Here is a 14,134-nt window from a genome sequence, read left to right on the forward strand (position 1 = left end):
GCGCATGAGGACGTTTTTGAGCAGCATTAATTCAGCGACAACCCAAGGCCCCACCCCAATGAGCGCTGCGCTCAGCCCCCGGTTGAAAGTCACTACAGCCTGGTTTTTCAAAGGCCTGTTGTTCGCAGCCAGTGCATTGTTGGCGGGCCAGGTGAGCGCGCAAACCCCACCCCCTTCTCGTTTTGCAGACGACATGGCCGAGCGCACCCGCGCCTGCACCGCGTGCCATGGGGATCAGGGCCGCGCCGGCCCAGACGGTTATTACCCGCGCCTGGCGGGCAAGCCCGCCGGTTACCTGCACAACCAACTGCGCAATTTCGCGCAAGGCCGCCGCCATTACGACCTGATGGCGCGCCTGGTGGATCCCCTGAGCGACGCCTATTTGGGCGAAATAGCGCAGTACTTTGCCGATCTGAAACTGCCCTACCCTGCCCCCACGGCCAACAACGCCATCACACCCGAGCGCCTGACCAAGGGCCAGCAACTGGTCACGCAAGGCGACGCCGCACGCGGCCTGCCCGCCTGCACCCAATGCCACGGCGTGCGCCTGACGGGCGTACAACCGAATGTGCCGGGGCTGCTGGGCTTGCCGCTGGACTACTTGAACGCCCAACTGGGGGCCTGGCAAACCGCGCAGCGGCGCGCCCACGCCCCAGACTGCATGGCCGAAATCGTCAAACGCATGCCCTCTGAAGACCTGATTGCCGTGTCGAGCTGGCTGGCGCGCCAGCCATTGCCTGCCGACACCCGACCGGCCGAACGCATTCCGTCAGGCCCGGCTTTGCCTGACGCCCTGCGCTGCGGCAGCGCGCCGGAATTGTCGGCAGCGCAAGCACCGACAACGCGCACTCCAGCAAGCCCTGCCAGCCCTGCCAAGCCCCAGAACGGAGGTCGGCCATGATCCGCCGTGTACTGGGCATGCACCCCATCAAACGTCTGGGTTGGGTGACGCTGACCTGCCTGCTGGTGCTGGCCCTCGCTGTGATATGGGACAACTGGGGTGACTTGTTGGTAACTCACCAAGACGCGCCCCACGCCACGGGCAAAGCCACCGAAATGCAAGTCGAGCAAGGCCGCTACCTGGCCATCGCGGGCAACTGCATGGCCTGTCACACCGCCCGGGGCGGCACACCCTTGGCGGGCGGACGCCGCATCGACACCCCTTTTGGCGGGGTGTACAGCAGCAACCTCACACCCGACCCTGAAACCGGCCTGGGCCGCTGGCGAGCGCAAGACTTCTGGCAAGCGATGCACCGGGGCCGATCCAAAGACGGGCGTTTGCTGGCACCGGCTTTTCCATACAACCACACCAGCGTCATCACCCGGGGTGACAGCGACGCCATCTTTGCCTGGCTGAGCAGCCTGCCCCCGGTGGTGCAGGCCCAGCCAGCCCACACCCTGGTCTGGCCCGTCGGCACGCAGCCTGCCCTGGCCGTGTGGCGCAGCCTGTTCTTTGAGCCCAGCCCCTTCCAGGCCGACAAAGCGCAAAGCGCCGAATGGAACCGGGGCGCTTATCTGGTGCAAGGCCTGGGCCACTGCGCCGCCTGCCACAGCCCGCGCAACGCGCTGGGGGCCAGCGGCACCGTCAGCGATTTGTCCGGGGGCCTGATGCCCGTGGTCAACTGGTACGCGCCGGACCTGACCAGCGACGCCGAAAGCGGGTTGGCCAGCACGCCCCTGCCCGAGATCGTGCGACTGCTGCGTAATGGGGCTTCGACAACAGCCCAAACCAGCGGCCCCATGGGCGAAGTGGTACAGCACAGCCTGCAACACCTGAACCAGGCCGACCTGCAAGCCATGGCGGTGTATTTGCAATCCCGTGCGCACACCGTGCCCCAAAAGGCACCTGCTGCACCCATCCCCGCCCGCATCAGCCTGCAAGTGGCCACCCAGGGTGCCAAGATCTACGAGCGCCAATGCCTGCAATGCCACGGCGAGCAAGGCGAAGGCGTGAACACCGCGCCGGGCGAAGTGGCTTACCCCGCATTGGCCGGCAACCGCGCCGTGCTGCTCAAGGACCCCACCAATCTGGTGCAATTGGTGCTGTATGGCGGCTACGGCCCCGCCACCGAAGGCCACCCCCGCCCCTTTGGCATGCCGCCCGCCGTTCTTGAGCTGGACGACCGGGACATCGCGGCCGTGCTGACCCACCTGCGCAGCCGATGGGGCAACCAAGCCAGCGAAGTCACGCCCCTGCAGGTCAACCGAATCCGGGCAGCGCAAGGCCATTGACCTGGCCAAAGCATGGGCAAAGGCTGGCCGCCTGCTTGCGTTCGCAAGCGGGGGGCTTGCTCCACATGTATGGCATCAAGCCCTGAGCTACCCGGCAGACCTGTCATCTGCGGCACCGTTTGGCCAGATAGACACCGCTAATATTTCGGACATGTCACAACACCTCTACATCCTCACAGGCGCTTCACGCGGTATGGGCCTGGCCATGGCCGAACAACTGCTGCAGCGCGGCAACGCCCTGCTGTGCATCTCGCGCCACGCCAACCCGGATCTGGCCGCTGCCGCTGTAACAGCAACCGTGTCCCTGACCCAATGGCAGCTCGACCTGGCCGACGGCGAGGGTGCCAGTGAACGCCTGCGAGAGTGGCTGCACAGCCAGAACCCGGCCGACTTCGCCAGCGCCAGCCTGATCAACAACGCGGGCGTCATCCCACCCATCGTGCCGCTCAGCCAGTCACGCCCTGCCGATCTGGCACAGGCTCTGCGGGTGGGACTGGAAGCGCCCATGGCCTTGTGTGCGGCATTTTTGGAAGCCACGCGGGCTTGGCCGTTGCCACGCAAAGTGCTCAACATTTCATCGGGCCTGGGCCGCTACGCCATGGCTTCACAAGCGGGCTACTGTGCCGCCAAAGCGGGCATGGACCATTTCACCCGCTGCATGGCACTGGACGAAGCCCTGCACCCCAACGGCGCCAAAGTCTGCTCACTCGCCCCCGGCGTGATCGACACCGACATGCAGGTGCAGCTGCGCGGTGCAACGGGCGAGGCTTTTCCGGACCAAGCCAAGTTCTTGCAACTCAAAGCCCAAGGCCAGCTCAGCTCACCCGCGCAGGCCGCCGAGCAGGTGCTGCGCTTCCTGGCCCGGCCCGACTTCGGGCGCGAGCCGGTGGCCGATGTGCGGGGCTGAGCGTTGAGCGTTGAGCGTTAGGGGTTGGACTTGTCAGGCCGCTGTAGCCATTGCACCTGACACTGACCGGCGTTGTAACCCGTGCCATTTTTTCCATTCTTTTCAATTCGGAGACCTATCCCATGAGCCGTGAAGTTGTTGTTGTCAGCGGTGTGCGCACCGCCATTGGTACCTATGGCGGCAGCCTGAAGGACATCGCCCCCACCGAGCTGGCCGCACAAGTCGTGCGCGAAGCCCTGTCCCGCGCAGGCACCGACGGCAAAGACGTCGGCCACGTGGTGTTCGGCCATGTGGTCAACACCGAGCCCAAAGACATGTATTTGTCGCGCGTGGCGGCCATCAATGGCGGCTGCGCCGAAGGCACTCCGGCCTTCAACGTGAACCGCCTGTGCGGCTCGGGCCTGCAGGCCATCGTGAGCGCCAGCCAGTCCATCCTGTTGGGCGACTGCGACATCGCCATTGGCGGCGGCGCTGAAAACATGAGCCGTGGCCCCTATGCATCTTTGAGCGCCCGCTGGGGTGCCCGCATGGGTGACACCAAGATGGTCGACATGGTGGTCGGCGCTTTGCACGACCCCTTCCACACCATCCACATGGGCGTGACCGCCGAAAACGTGGCTGCCAAATACGGCATCACCCGCGAGATGCAAGACGCGCTGGCTGTGGAAAGCCACAACCGCGCAGAACGCGCCACGGCTGCCGGTTACTTCAAAGACCAGATCATGCCGGTCATGCTGAAGAGCAAAAAAGGCGAGATCGCTTACGCCACTGACGAGCATTTCCGCCCCGGCTGCAAGCTCGAAGACATGGCCAAGCTCAAGCCCGTGTTCGTGAAAGAAAACGGCACTGTGACCGCAGGCAATGCTTCGGGCATCAACGACGCGGCTGCGGCCGTGGTGTTGATGGAAGCCGGTGCGGCCAAGGCCCGTGGTGCCAAGCCGCTGGCCCGTCTGGTGGGCTATGCCCACACGGGCTTGGACCCCAAGATCATGGGCGTGGGCCCGATCTCGGCCACGCAAGCCGTGCTCAAGAAAACCGGCCTGACAGTCAACGACCTGGACGTGATCGAAGCCAACGAAGCCTTTGCAGCGCAAGCCTGCGCCGTGACCCGCGAGCTGGGCCTGGACCCCGCCAAGGTCAACCCCAACGGCTCAGGCATTTCGCTGGGCCACCCCATCGGCGCGACCGGCGCGCTGATCACCGTCAAAGCCCTGTACGAGCTGCAACGCATTCAAGGCCGCTACGCGCTGGTCACCATGTGCATTGGTGGCGGTCAGGGCATTGCGGCGATTTTTGAGCGCATGTGACCCATCCTGGTCCCGGTTCGCCGGGATCATCCACAACAAAAAGCCCGGTGTTTTTGCACCGGGCTTTTTGTTTTGAAAGATGGGACCCTGTTCAGGTTTTTTGCACGGGTTCGTCCAGAAAACCACCCGAACGCAGCGTGACCACCAGCGTGTCACGCCAGCCACCGGCTTGCTCGGGCTGGATGGGGGTGGTTTCGTGGATCACGCGGGTATCGTCCAGCAACAAAAGCGACCAGGGTTCGGTCAGCGTGAAGCGCTGGCCGCGTGGGCTGTCCATGTCAAAAACACGCGTCTCACCGCCTTTGATGCCGTGACGACCAATGAGGAACACCGCCACCCAATTCACGCCATCGCGGTGTGCGCCTTCGGGCGTGGGGCGGCCAATGCCGTCGGTGGTGTCGATGCGGAACTGGTGCGCTTCGGTGTACCAGGTCTGCTGGCCCTGCGCCTTGGAGGCCACATCGGCGAGCCACTGCAACAGCGCCGACCAAGCCGTTTGTTGCACCACCTCGGCGGCCATCGGGTCAAACCAGCGCTGCATGCCGCCATGCAGGGCGTTGTAAGACAGGGGTTGCCAATGGGCGCGGTGCGGCACGGCCTGCACCTGGGTCGGCGTGACTTCAAAACTGGCATGACGCCTGCGCCGGTAGCGCCCGCCGTCCTTGAGGTACTGGTCGGGCGGCAAATCATGCCAGCTGGATTCAAGTGCCTGCAAGGCCGCCACGGACACACCGGCCAGTTGGCATACGCTGGCCACACTCAGCACGGCAAACCCCTGTACCGCCAAGGTGGCGTCCAGCTGATCGGGCGGAGTCAAAGGGGGTTGCAGCGTCTGTTGAGGCATGGAAGCATCCGAAAATTCAAGCAAAGTAGGCAAGCATAACGCCCGACCAAGCCTGAGCGCATTGATCGAATCGCAATGGTCTCCTTTCGAGGGAGGGGTTGGTGTGGATCAGCCCTCGGCCGAAGAAAGCCATCGCCCTTCAGGCGTAGCGCTGGCTGGCCAGCTTGGCCCCCTCGGCCAGCGCCTTGAGCTTGGCCTCGGCCACAGCGCGGCTCATGGGAGCCAGGCCGCAGTTGGTGCAGGCGATCAGGCGGTTCTTGGGCACGAACTGCAAGGCGCGGCCAATCGTGTCGGCGATTTCTTCGGGCGTTTCGATGGCTGGGTTGGCCACGTCGATCACGCCCACCATGACGTCCTTGCCTTCCAGCAGCTTCATCATCTCCATCGGCACATGCGAGTGCATGCACTCCAGACTGACCTGCTGGATGCTGCTCTTGGCCAGGGCCGGGAACACCTTTTCATACTGACGCCATTCGTCGCCCAGCGTCTCTTTCCATTTGTTGTTGGCTTCGATGCCGTAGCCGTAGCAAATGTGCACGGCCGTGGTGCAGGTCAGGCCCCTCGCGGCCACCTCGAGCGCTTTCACACCCCAGTCGGCGGCGTCGTCCATGTAGACGTTGAACGCGGGTTCGTCAAACTGGATGATGTCCACGCCGTCAGCCTGCAGCGCCAGCGCTTCCTGATTGAGCAGCTCGGCAAAGGCCATGGCCATCTTGACCTTGTCGCCATAAAAGCGGTCGGCCACCGTGTCCACAATCGTCATCGGGCCAGGCAAGGTGAATTTGAGTTTTTTCTTGGTGTGGGCACGGGCCAGCTGCGCTTCAAACGCGTGTACGCGGCCCTTCAGGCGCAGCGGCGCAATGACTTGTGGCACCTGCGCGTCATAGCGGTTGTTGCGGATGCCCATGGTGACCTTGTTCACAAAGTCGATGCCCTCGACCTGCTCGACAAAGCCGTGCACAAAGTGCTGGCGGGCCTGCTCGCCGTCACCGATCACGTCGAGACCTGCGTCTTCTTGCGCCTTGATCCACAGCAGCGTGGCGTCGGCCTTGGCTTGCTGCAACTCGGGACCTTGGGTGGTCCATTGGGGCCAGAGTTTTTCGGTCTCGGCCAGCCAAGCGGGTTTGGGCAAGCTGCCAGCGATTGCGGTGGTGAACATGTCAAAAATCCTGAGGGTTTGAAAAAATCAAAGCGTGGAGTTTGCCGCCAATTCAAATTCTTGGGCGAGCAGTTCGTACGATCGGCATTGGGCGGCAGGGTCATGCGTCCAGGTGATGACCACCAGCTCATCGACCTCCAGCCGTGCAGCCAGTTGGCGCAGCTTGCGGCCCACCGTGGCAGCCGAACCCATCAGGGCCGATTCGCGCAGGCGCTCCAGCGCAAACTGCTCGGCCGGGCTGTAGTCGCGTGCCGCTTCTTCGGGCGGCAACAGCGCCCCGATGCGGCCCAGATTCCGGTCCATCTTCCAGCGGGCGCGGCTTTCGAACAGACGCTGGGCCTCTTCGTCGGTGTCGGCGGCCAAGGCCCAGACACACAAGACGGCGGATGGCCTTTGCAGGCCAGCACTGGGGCGGAAACTCTCGCGGTAAATCTGCAGGGCTTCGTCAGCGCCCTGCCCGTCGGTGATGAAGTAAGCAAACGCATAAGGCAGCCCCAAGTGCGCCGCCAATTGGGCGCCGTAGTCCGAGCTGCCCAGCATCCACACCGTAGGCGCGGTGCCCGACTGCGGGTAGGCGTACACGTTGTGCCCGGGGTGGCCAGGTGGCAGATTGTGGCCACTCACCCAGGCTTGCAGCTCCATGACCTGCTGCGGAAAGCGCTCCGAGGCATTGCGGTCGGAATTGAGCAACTGCGCGGTGCGCCCATCGCTGCCGGGCGCACGGCCCACACCCAAGTCGATGCGCCCGGGTGCCAGCGCGTCGAGCACGCGAAACTGCTCAGCCACCTTCAAGGGCGCATAGTGCGGCAACATCACCCCCGCGCTGCCGATGCGGATGCGCTGTGTGCGGGCGGCGATAGCGGCCATCAAGACCTCGGGGGCGCTGCCCACGATGCTGGGGTGGCTGTGGTGCTCACTCACCCAGAAGCGGTCATAACCCCAGGCCTCGGCCTTTTGCGCCAGGTCCAGCGTCTGGCGGATGGTGGCGTCCTGGCCGCGCCCGGAAGCGGCGGCCGATTGGTCAAGTATGGAAAGTCTCAAGCTCATTTGAGTTTGGATGGGTACATGGGCTCAAACCTTAGCAGGTGCGCCCAAGGCGGCCATTTCGGCCTCTTGCAGTGCCCGCCACATGACTTTGCCGCTGCCGCTCTTGGGCAAGGCATCGACAAAACTCACAGCGCGGGGCATTTTGTAAACAGCCATGTTCTCACGGCACCAGTCGATGATGTCTTGCTCCGACACTTTGCCCTTGTGGTCTTGCCGCAAAACCACCACCGCCTTGACCGATTCGCCCCGGTAAGCGTCGCGCGTGGCGATGATGCACGCCTCTTGAATCGCCGGGTGACGGAACATCAAGGCCTCGACCTCGGCCGGCCAGACCTTGAAACCACTGGCATTGATCATGCGCTTCAAGCGGTCGGTCATGAAAAAGTACCCCGCTTCATCAACCCGTCCCATGTCTCCTGAGCGGAAAAACCGCAAACCGTCACGCTCAAAGAAAGCCGCCGCCGTCGCCTCGGGCCGCTTCCAATAGCCCTTGAACACCTGCGGGCCGCTGATCACGATTTCGCCCGACTCGCCGGGCGGCAATTCGGCCAGGGTCTCGGGGTCGACGATGCGCGATTCAACGTTCATGAACGGAATGCCCAGGCACTGCTTTTTGGGCGCATCGGGCGGGTTGGTGTGCGAAGGGGCCGCGGTTTCGGTCAGGCCATAGCCCTCCACATAACGCAGACCAAACTGGTCCAGCAAACGCTGGGCCACCGCCTCGGGCATGGCCGCACCGCCACCGCCGATGTAAACCAGGCTGCCCAGGTCATAGCGGTCCATGTGCGGACTGCCGAGCAAGTCGATCACCATGGTGGGGATGTTGGTCCAGTGCGTCACGCCCCACTTGGAAATCAAATGCCCTGCCACATCGCGGTCCCAGCGCGGCATGATGACCAGACTGGCCCCCAGAAAAATGCTGGCATGCATCACGCTCACCATGCCGGTGATGTGGAACATGGGCACCACGCACAGCGTCACGTTGGCCGGCGTGCCGTTGCCCCACAGGCCACTGGACATGGCGTTGTGCATGATGGTGCCGTGTGTGTGCATGCAGCCCTTGGGCAGGCCGGTGGTGCCGCTGGTGTAGGGCAAGATGGCCAGGTCATCGGTTTGGGCTTGCGGTGGCGGCAAGGCCACTGCGGGCGCGGCCATCAGATCGGCCCAGGCATGCACCTGACCTGTGGCCAGGGCGGGCAAGTCCCGCACCGGCAACAACCAGGGACGCCAAGCCTCGGGCATGTCTTCGGGGCCCACGACGGCCGGGTCAAACACATCGGTGAACTGCGTCACCACCAGATGCTGCAGGCGCTGCGTGTCAGGCAAGGCCTCGCTGGCCTGAGCCAGATCGGGTGCCAGGTCAGCCGTGGTCACGGCCACCCGCGTGTCAGGGTCGGTGATGTAGTGTTTGAGCTCCTCGGCCCGGTTCATGGGGTTCACCGGCACCACCACTGCATCTATGCGCAAGATGGCGAAATGCGCGATCACCAGTTGCGGACAGTTCTGCATGTCCAGCACCACCCGGTCTCCCGGCTGAACGCCCAAGCTGCGCAACTGGCCGGCCAAGCGCTCGGCGCCGGCCATCAGCACCCGGTAAGTCCAGACCTGTCCCATGAAAACCAGCGCTGCTTTTTCGGGGTAACGCATGGCGCTGACCGCCAGATTCATCCACAAGGACGTCGCAGGCGCGGTGATCCGAGCGGGCAGGCGCGCAGGCCAAACGGCAACATGAGCGGGCATGGAAAAGTCTCCTCACTGGTGATAGAAAACGATATTAATCCCCGGACCTCTCTAGACGACCCCTTCAACAGTCGCAGCGGGGACCCTGTTAGTTTTTCAATTAATTTGTATTAAATTGTTTCACCACGGCTTTAAAAGGATAATTAAGTACTATTTTTTAAACTGTTTGCCATTTTTATCACTAAAATAAACACATGCAAGCACACCACTCTCAAGACACCCCCGAAGACTACTGTGGCACGACCTACGCGGCAAAACTGCTGGGCTTGTCAGTGGGCACCATTCAGACCCTGGTGGAGAAAAACGAACTCCAGGCCTGGAAGACACAGGGGGGACATCGACGCATTTCAATGCCGTCAATCCGGGAGTATCAAAAAAAGCACAACATGCTGATGAGCCCGATCGAAAGCCGGGAAAACCGTCTGCGGGTCTTGTTGGTGGAAGACGATCCAGTGACCCGCGACATGGTGCGCGATTTCTGCAACCGCTGCGAGATGCCCGTCGATTGCACGGCCATGTCGTCAGGACTTGAAGCTTTGATCGACATGGCCAGCATTCAGCCCGATGTGCTGATCGCCGACCTGAACATGCCCGGCGTCGACGGCTTCGAATTGTTGCGCACGCTGAAACAATCTGCACAGTTTCAACGCATGACTTGCCTGGTCATTTCTGCTTTGTCACAGGAAGAAATTGCCGCCAAAGGCGGTCTGCCAGAGGGCACGATCTTCATGGCCAAACCTGTCAACTTGCAGTGGTTCAATGGCTTTTTCACTGCCTTGATCGCAGGCAGAAAAATCGAGCACCAAACGGCCTGACTGCAAGCCGCCCAGCAACAGCGAAATGGGGTGCCGATGCTGATAAAAGGGGCTTTGAAAGCCCCTTTGTCATTTTGAAGTCCGCCTCAAACCGGTTTTTTGCCAGCGCGCCAATAGGCTGGCGAAGAAAACCGGTCTGCCAAAAACTGAACAAACGTGCGAATGCGCTCGGGCAACCTGCGGTCTGGCAGAAAAACCGCATACAAGGTGCTCTCTGGCAAGCTGTAGTCGCTGAGCAACTCGACCAGCTGACCCGAAGCCAAATAGGGGGCAATGGCAAATGAGGGCAATGCTGCAATGCCCAAACCGGCAATGGCAGCGTCCAGCAAGCCCTCGGCCACGTTGGAGCGCAAATTGCCCGACACCTTGATGCTTTGCTCCCCCTCACGCCCCTTGAACCGCCAGTCTCCTCCTTTGGGCCGGTCGTAAACCAGACAATTGAAATCCAGTAAATCTCGCGGCATCACGGGCACGCCATGTCGGCTGATGTAATCCGGTGAGGCCACCACCATCCATCGCGCAGGCGCCAGGCGGCGTGCCACCAAATTGCTCAGGCGCGGCTCTTCGGCCAGTCGCACCACCAAATCCGCGTTGCCCGAGATCAAATCGGCAAAGCGCTCGGACAAAGTGACTTCAATCTGAATGGACGGGTTGAGCACCAGAAAATCGTTCACGGCTGGCAGAAGGTGCATGCGCCCAAAGGTGATGGCCGTGCTGATGCGTATCAGGCCATGCGAGCCGCGCGACAACTCTTCCACATCCCGTACCGCCTGATCGGCCTCGGCCACGATGCGTGAGCAACGGTCATAAAACCGCTCCCCAGCCTGGGTCAGCCCAAGCTTGCGGGTGCTGCGGTTGAGCAATTTGACACCCAGTGAGACTTCCAGATCCTGGATGTGCCGCGTAGCCAGCGCTTTGGAAATGCCGCAATGGTCTGCAGCCAAAGTAAAGCTGCCTGCTTTCACGACCGCCACAAAAGTGGCCAGTGCATTCAAGTCGCGCATGGGGTCATGCCTGTAAACAATGTATTCACGAAAAGCCCTTCCACGGCCGGATTCACAAAAGTATAGTCACCCAAGAGATTTGACAGAACCGCCCATGAAGCGGCCTGTCGACTCATTTTTCAACATTCACCCGAGGCTGTAACACCGTGATCTGGAGTCAAGACTATTTTGTGAACCGCGAAGATGTTCGCCTGTATGTGTACCGCAAGCGCGCTACCGCCCCCCAATCCGGCGAGGCCATCCAACCCGTTTTGTTGCTGGTCCATGGCTCCACCGTTTCAGGGCGCAACACCTACGACCTGCAAGTGCCCGAAGGCCAAGACTACTCGGTCATGGATTACTTCGCGGCCCGAGGTTACGACGTCTGGACGGTAGACCATGAGGGCTATGGGCGCTCCAGTTGGTCAGGCCGGGGTAACAGCGACGTACGCACTGGTGCCATGGACCTGGCTGCAGTGGTCCCTTTCATACTGAAGGAAACCGGCGCTGAAAAAATCAACATTTTCGGCTCATCTTCAGGCGCTTTGCGTGCCTGCCTGTACACCGAGGCGCATCCGCAGACCGTCGCACGCTTGGGTCTGTCGGCATTGGTCTACACCGGTGCGGGCTCGCCCACCTTGGAGCAGCGACGCAAAAAACTGCCCGAGTACAGCACCAGCCCCCGCCGCAAAGTTGATCTGGCTTTTTACGAAGGCATGTTCAACCGTGACAAACCTGGCTCCAGCGAAGACAGTGTCCCCAAAGCCATTGCAGCGGCCGAGTTGCCTCTGGTCAGCGAAGTGCCCACCGGCACCTACGTCGACATGTGCGCCAACTTGCCCCTGACGCAACCTGAAGCCATCCCCTGCCCCACTTTGGTGATCAGGGGGGAGTTCGATGGCATTGCTGCCGAGCCTGATTTGCTCGATTTCTTCGCCCGCTTACCCACCAAAGACAAGCAATTTGTGGTGCTGTCCGGCATTGCCCACAACCCCATGATGGGCATCGTCCGTCACAAATTCCACCATGCGCTGGAGAGCTTTCTGAAAGCCCCCATGTAGCCCTCAACTGTTTGCCCACGTTGGTCGGCTTGCAAGCGGTGCAGCCCCCGACGTGCCAACAAAAAGCCCACACAGAGGCCGAATCCAAGGAGACAAACACCATGACAACGGTTCAATGGTCCGGAGGCCAAGAACACTGGACGAACAAAGGAGACACTCGCCTGTTCTTGTGGCGCAAGCCCGCCGCAAGCCAAGCTGTCCCAGCAGGCACGATTTTGTTTGTGCATGGCTCGTCCATGGCATCTCAGCCAACATTTGACCTGCATGTGCCGGGTCGCCCCTATTCTTCCGTGATGGACTGGTTTGCCGAACGCGGGTTCGACACCTGGTGCATGGACAACGAAGGCTACGGCCGATCGGACAAGCACCGTCCCATCAACTTCGACATCAGCAATGGTGCCGACGACCTGGCTGCTGGCAGCGAATACATCTTGAATGCCACGGGCGTACAGCAGTTGCTGGTGTACGGCATTTCGTCGGGTGCGCTCAAAGCCGCCTTGTTTGCACAACGCCACCCTGAACGCGTCGCCAAACTGGCCTTGGATGCTTTTGTTTGGACAGGCGAAGGCAGCCCGACCCTGGCTGAACGCAAGAAAAAATTGCCTGAATTTTTAGCCAAAAACAGCCGCCCGATTGACCGTGCCTTTGTGCACAGCATCTTCAACCGCGACCACCCCGGATGCGCAGACGAAGCGACCAAAGACGCGTTCGCAGACGCCATATTGACACTGGACTCTGCCATGCCCACCGGCACCTACGTGGACATGTGCTCCAAGTTACCCCTCATCGACCCCACCGAGGTCAAAGCGGCCACCCTGATCATGCGCGGTGAATTCGACGGCATCGCCAGTCTGGATGACTTGCTGAGCTTCTTCAAATTGCTGCCTTGCGCCAACAAACAGTTCAGCGTGATGCAGGGCATCTCGCATGCCAGCTTCCAGCAAAAAAACCATCTGATGGTTTATCAGATTTTGCACAGCTTCTTTTCTCAACCCGAACCATCCTACCGAGGTTAAACCATGAAAAAGCTAATGGGCGCGCTCTGCACCACCGCACTTTTGAGCCTGACCGGCACCTGCGCACTGGCCCAACAGGCCTACCCCAGCAAACCCATCAAATTGGTGGTGCCTTTTGGTCCTGGCGGTTTCACCGATGTGGTGGCGCGCATTCTGGGGCAAAAACTGGGTGAGACACTGGGCCAAAGCGTGGTGATCGAAAACAAACCGGGGGCGGGTTCCATGATCGGCACCGACCAGGTCGCCAAGGCCGCAGCAGACGGTCACACCCTGCTGATCGTGTCATCGACACACGTCATCAGTCCCTGGATTTACAAGAACATCCCTTACGACCCCATCAAAAGTTTCACCACGGTGACAAAACTGGTGGACTCGCCGTATGTGCTGCTCACCAACCCCAAGGTGCCCGCCAAAAACGTGCAGGAATTCATCACCCTGGCCAAAGCCCAACCGAACAAAATCCACTACGCATCCTCTGGCAACGGCAGCGCACAGCACCTCATTGGCGGTCTTTTTGCGTCCATGACGGGCACGCAGCTCAAGCATGTGCCTTACCGAAGCAGCAACTTGGCAGCCACCGATCTGGTCGCAGGCGTGGTGGAAAGCAGCTTTGCAGGTGTGCCCAATGCGCTGGCTCAAGTCCCTAACGGCCGACTCAATGCGCTAGCCGTGACCAGTGCCAAAAGAATCGCCCAATTGCCCAACGTGCCGACCATGCAGGAAGCCGGTGTCGCTGGCTACGACGCCACGATCTGGCTCGCCATGTTGGCACCCGCAGGCACCCCCAAAGAAATTGTCAATCGACTGAACAGCGAAGTAGCCAAGATCATGAACACGGCTGAAACCAAGAAGGCCATGTTTGACGCAGGCGTTGAGGTGAGTCTGTCCACACCAGAGGCCATGACGCAACTGATGGTTTCAGAGCTCGACAAATGGGGCAAAGTGGTGAAAGAAGCAGGCATCAAACTGGAATGAACCTGCACACGCATCGTGCGGAATTCAAGGCTTGATGGGTGTATTTTT

At 61.2% G+C, this 14,134-nt stretch carries 13 protein-coding genes; 8 read left to right on the top strand and 5 right to left on the bottom strand.

Annotated elements, in window-relative coordinates; genetic code table 11:
- Positions 1 to 58: 58 nt before the first annotated feature.
- The 4 genes from B9Z47_RS07045 to bktB all read left to right on the top strand — a co-directional run bounded on the left by B9Z47_RS07045 (position 59) and on the right by bktB (position 4,446).
- The gene (locus B9Z47_RS07045) at positions 59 to 901 is read left to right on the top strand and encodes a c-type cytochrome (protein WP_108330517.1); all 843 of its coding nucleotides are present in this window, start codon (positions 59 to 61) and stop codon (positions 899 to 901) included.
- Positions 898 to 2,232, top strand: a complete 1,335-nt coding sequence (locus B9Z47_RS07050) for a c-type cytochrome (RefSeq protein WP_233253693.1) — start codon at positions 898 to 900, stop codon at positions 2,230 to 2,232. Before B9Z47_RS07045 ends, B9Z47_RS07050 begins: the two co-directional genes overlap by 4 nt.
- Before the next feature lie 151 nt (positions 2,233 to 2,383).
- Complete coding sequence (locus tag B9Z47_RS07055) at positions 2,384 to 3,139, top strand: SDR family NAD(P)-dependent oxidoreductase (protein WP_108330518.1); 756 nt, start codon at positions 2,384 to 2,386, stop codon at positions 3,137 to 3,139.
- Between the two features lie 122 nt (positions 3,140 to 3,261).
- A complete protein-coding gene (gene bktB, locus B9Z47_RS07060) occupies positions 3,262 to 4,446 on the top strand; it encodes a beta-ketothiolase BktB (RefSeq protein WP_108330519.1) in 1,185 nt (394 codons plus the stop codon).
- A 91-nt stretch (positions 4,447 to 4,537) separates the two neighbouring features.
- On the opposite strand, the gene B9Z47_RS07065 is transcribed toward bktB, so the two are convergent.
- From B9Z47_RS07065 to B9Z47_RS07080, 4 genes are all read right to left on the bottom strand, one after another.
- A complete protein-coding gene (locus tag B9Z47_RS07065) occupies positions 4,538 to 5,290 on the bottom strand; it encodes a 2OG-Fe dioxygenase family protein (RefSeq protein ID WP_108330520.1) in 753 nt (250 codons plus the stop codon).
- A gap of 139 nt (positions 5,291 to 5,429) precedes the next feature.
- Positions 5,430 to 6,449: a methionine synthase gene (locus B9Z47_RS07070; RefSeq protein WP_108330521.1), complete on the bottom strand. Its 1,020-nt coding sequence runs from the start codon at positions 6,447 to 6,449 to the stop codon at positions 5,430 to 5,432.
- Between the two features lie 27 nt (positions 6,450 to 6,476).
- A complete protein-coding gene (locus B9Z47_RS07075) occupies positions 6,477 to 7,496 on the bottom strand; it encodes an LLM class flavin-dependent oxidoreductase (protein ID WP_199226289.1) in 1,020 nt (339 codons plus the stop codon).
- A 24-nt stretch (positions 7,497 to 7,520) separates the two neighbouring features.
- The gene (locus tag B9Z47_RS07080) at positions 7,521 to 9,236 is read right to left on the bottom strand and encodes a long-chain fatty acid--CoA ligase (RefSeq protein WP_108330522.1); all 1,716 of its coding nucleotides are present in this window, start codon (positions 9,234 to 9,236) and stop codon (positions 7,521 to 7,523) included.
- A 194-nt stretch (positions 9,237 to 9,430) separates the two neighbouring features.
- Between B9Z47_RS07080 and B9Z47_RS07085 the strand changes: the two genes are divergently transcribed.
- Positions 9,431 to 10,051 carry a response regulator gene (locus tag B9Z47_RS07085; RefSeq protein ID WP_108330523.1) on the top strand — a complete coding sequence of 207 codons (621 nt, stop codon included), beginning with the start codon at positions 9,431 to 9,433 and terminating at the stop codon, positions 10,049 to 10,051.
- 86 nt (positions 10,052 to 10,137) lie between these two features.
- Here B9Z47_RS07085 and B9Z47_RS07090 read toward each other — a convergent pair whose 3' ends face one another.
- Entirely contained in the window at positions 10,138 to 11,055 is a 918-nt protein-coding gene (locus tag B9Z47_RS07090) for a LysR family transcriptional regulator (protein WP_108330524.1), read from the bottom strand.
- A 146-nt stretch (positions 11,056 to 11,201) separates the two neighbouring features.
- On the opposite strand from B9Z47_RS07090, the gene B9Z47_RS07095 reads away from it, so the two are divergent.
- From B9Z47_RS07095 to B9Z47_RS07105, 3 genes are all read left to right on the top strand, one after another.
- A complete protein-coding gene (locus B9Z47_RS07095) occupies positions 11,202 to 12,095 on the top strand; it encodes an alpha/beta hydrolase (RefSeq protein WP_158271644.1) in 894 nt (297 codons plus the stop codon).
- 101 nt (positions 12,096 to 12,196) lie between these two features.
- On the top strand, positions 12,197 to 13,111 hold the full coding sequence (locus B9Z47_RS07100) for an alpha/beta hydrolase (RefSeq protein ID WP_108330764.1): 915 nt from the start codon (positions 12,197 to 12,199) through the stop codon (positions 13,109 to 13,111).
- A 3-nt stretch (positions 13,112 to 13,114) separates the two neighbouring features.
- On the top strand, positions 13,115 to 14,086 hold the full coding sequence (locus B9Z47_RS07105; RefSeq protein ID WP_108330526.1) for a tripartite tricarboxylate transporter substrate binding protein: 972 nt from the start codon (positions 13,115 to 13,117) through the stop codon (positions 14,084 to 14,086).
- Positions 14,087 to 14,134 lie beyond the last annotated feature (48 nt).

It is taken from the genome of Limnohabitans sp. 2KL-1 (genome assembly GCF_003063435.1).
GTDB lineage: Bacteria > Pseudomonadota > Gammaproteobacteria > Burkholderiales > Burkholderiaceae_C > Limnohabitans_A.

Bases quoted from the DNA above. Each gene is read 5' to 3' on its own strand.
- B9Z47_RS07045 (WP_108330517.1), top strand. From the start codon at position 59: ATGAGCGCTGCGCTCAGCCCCCGGTTGAAAGTCACTACAGCCTGGTTT.
- B9Z47_RS07050 (WP_233253693.1), top strand. From the start codon at position 898: ATGATCCGCCGTGTACTGGGCATGCACCCCATCAAACGTCTGGGTTGG.
- B9Z47_RS07055 (WP_108330518.1), top strand. From the start codon at position 2,384: ATGTCACAACACCTCTACATCCTCACAGGCGCTTCACGCGGTATGGGC.
- bktB (WP_108330519.1), top strand. From the start codon at position 3,262: ATGAGCCGTGAAGTTGTTGTTGTCAGCGGTGTGCGCACCGCCATTGGT.
- B9Z47_RS07065 (WP_108330520.1), bottom strand. From the start codon at position 5,290: ATGCCTCAACAGACGCTGCAACCCCCTTTGACTCCGCCCGATCAGCTG.
- B9Z47_RS07070 (WP_108330521.1), bottom strand. From the start codon at position 6,449: ATGTTCACCACCGCAATCGCTGGCAGCTTGCCCAAACCCGCTTGGCTG.
- B9Z47_RS07075 (WP_199226289.1), bottom strand. From the start codon at position 7,496: ATGAGCTTGAGACTTTCCATACTTGACCAATCGGCCGCCGCTTCCGGG.
- B9Z47_RS07080 (WP_108330522.1), bottom strand. From the start codon at position 9,236: ATGCCCGCTCATGTTGCCGTTTGGCCTGCGCGCCTGCCCGCTCGGATC.
- B9Z47_RS07085 (WP_108330523.1), top strand. From the start codon at position 9,431: ATGCAAGCACACCACTCTCAAGACACCCCCGAAGACTACTGTGGCACG.
- B9Z47_RS07090 (WP_108330524.1), bottom strand. From the start codon at position 11,055: ATGCGCGACTTGAATGCACTGGCCACTTTTGTGGCGGTCGTGAAAGCA.
- B9Z47_RS07100 (WP_108330764.1), top strand. From the start codon at position 12,197: ATGACAACGGTTCAATGGTCCGGAGGCCAAGAACACTGGACGAACAAA.
- B9Z47_RS07105 (WP_108330526.1), top strand. From the start codon at position 13,115: ATGAAAAAGCTAATGGGCGCGCTCTGCACCACCGCACTTTTGAGCCTG.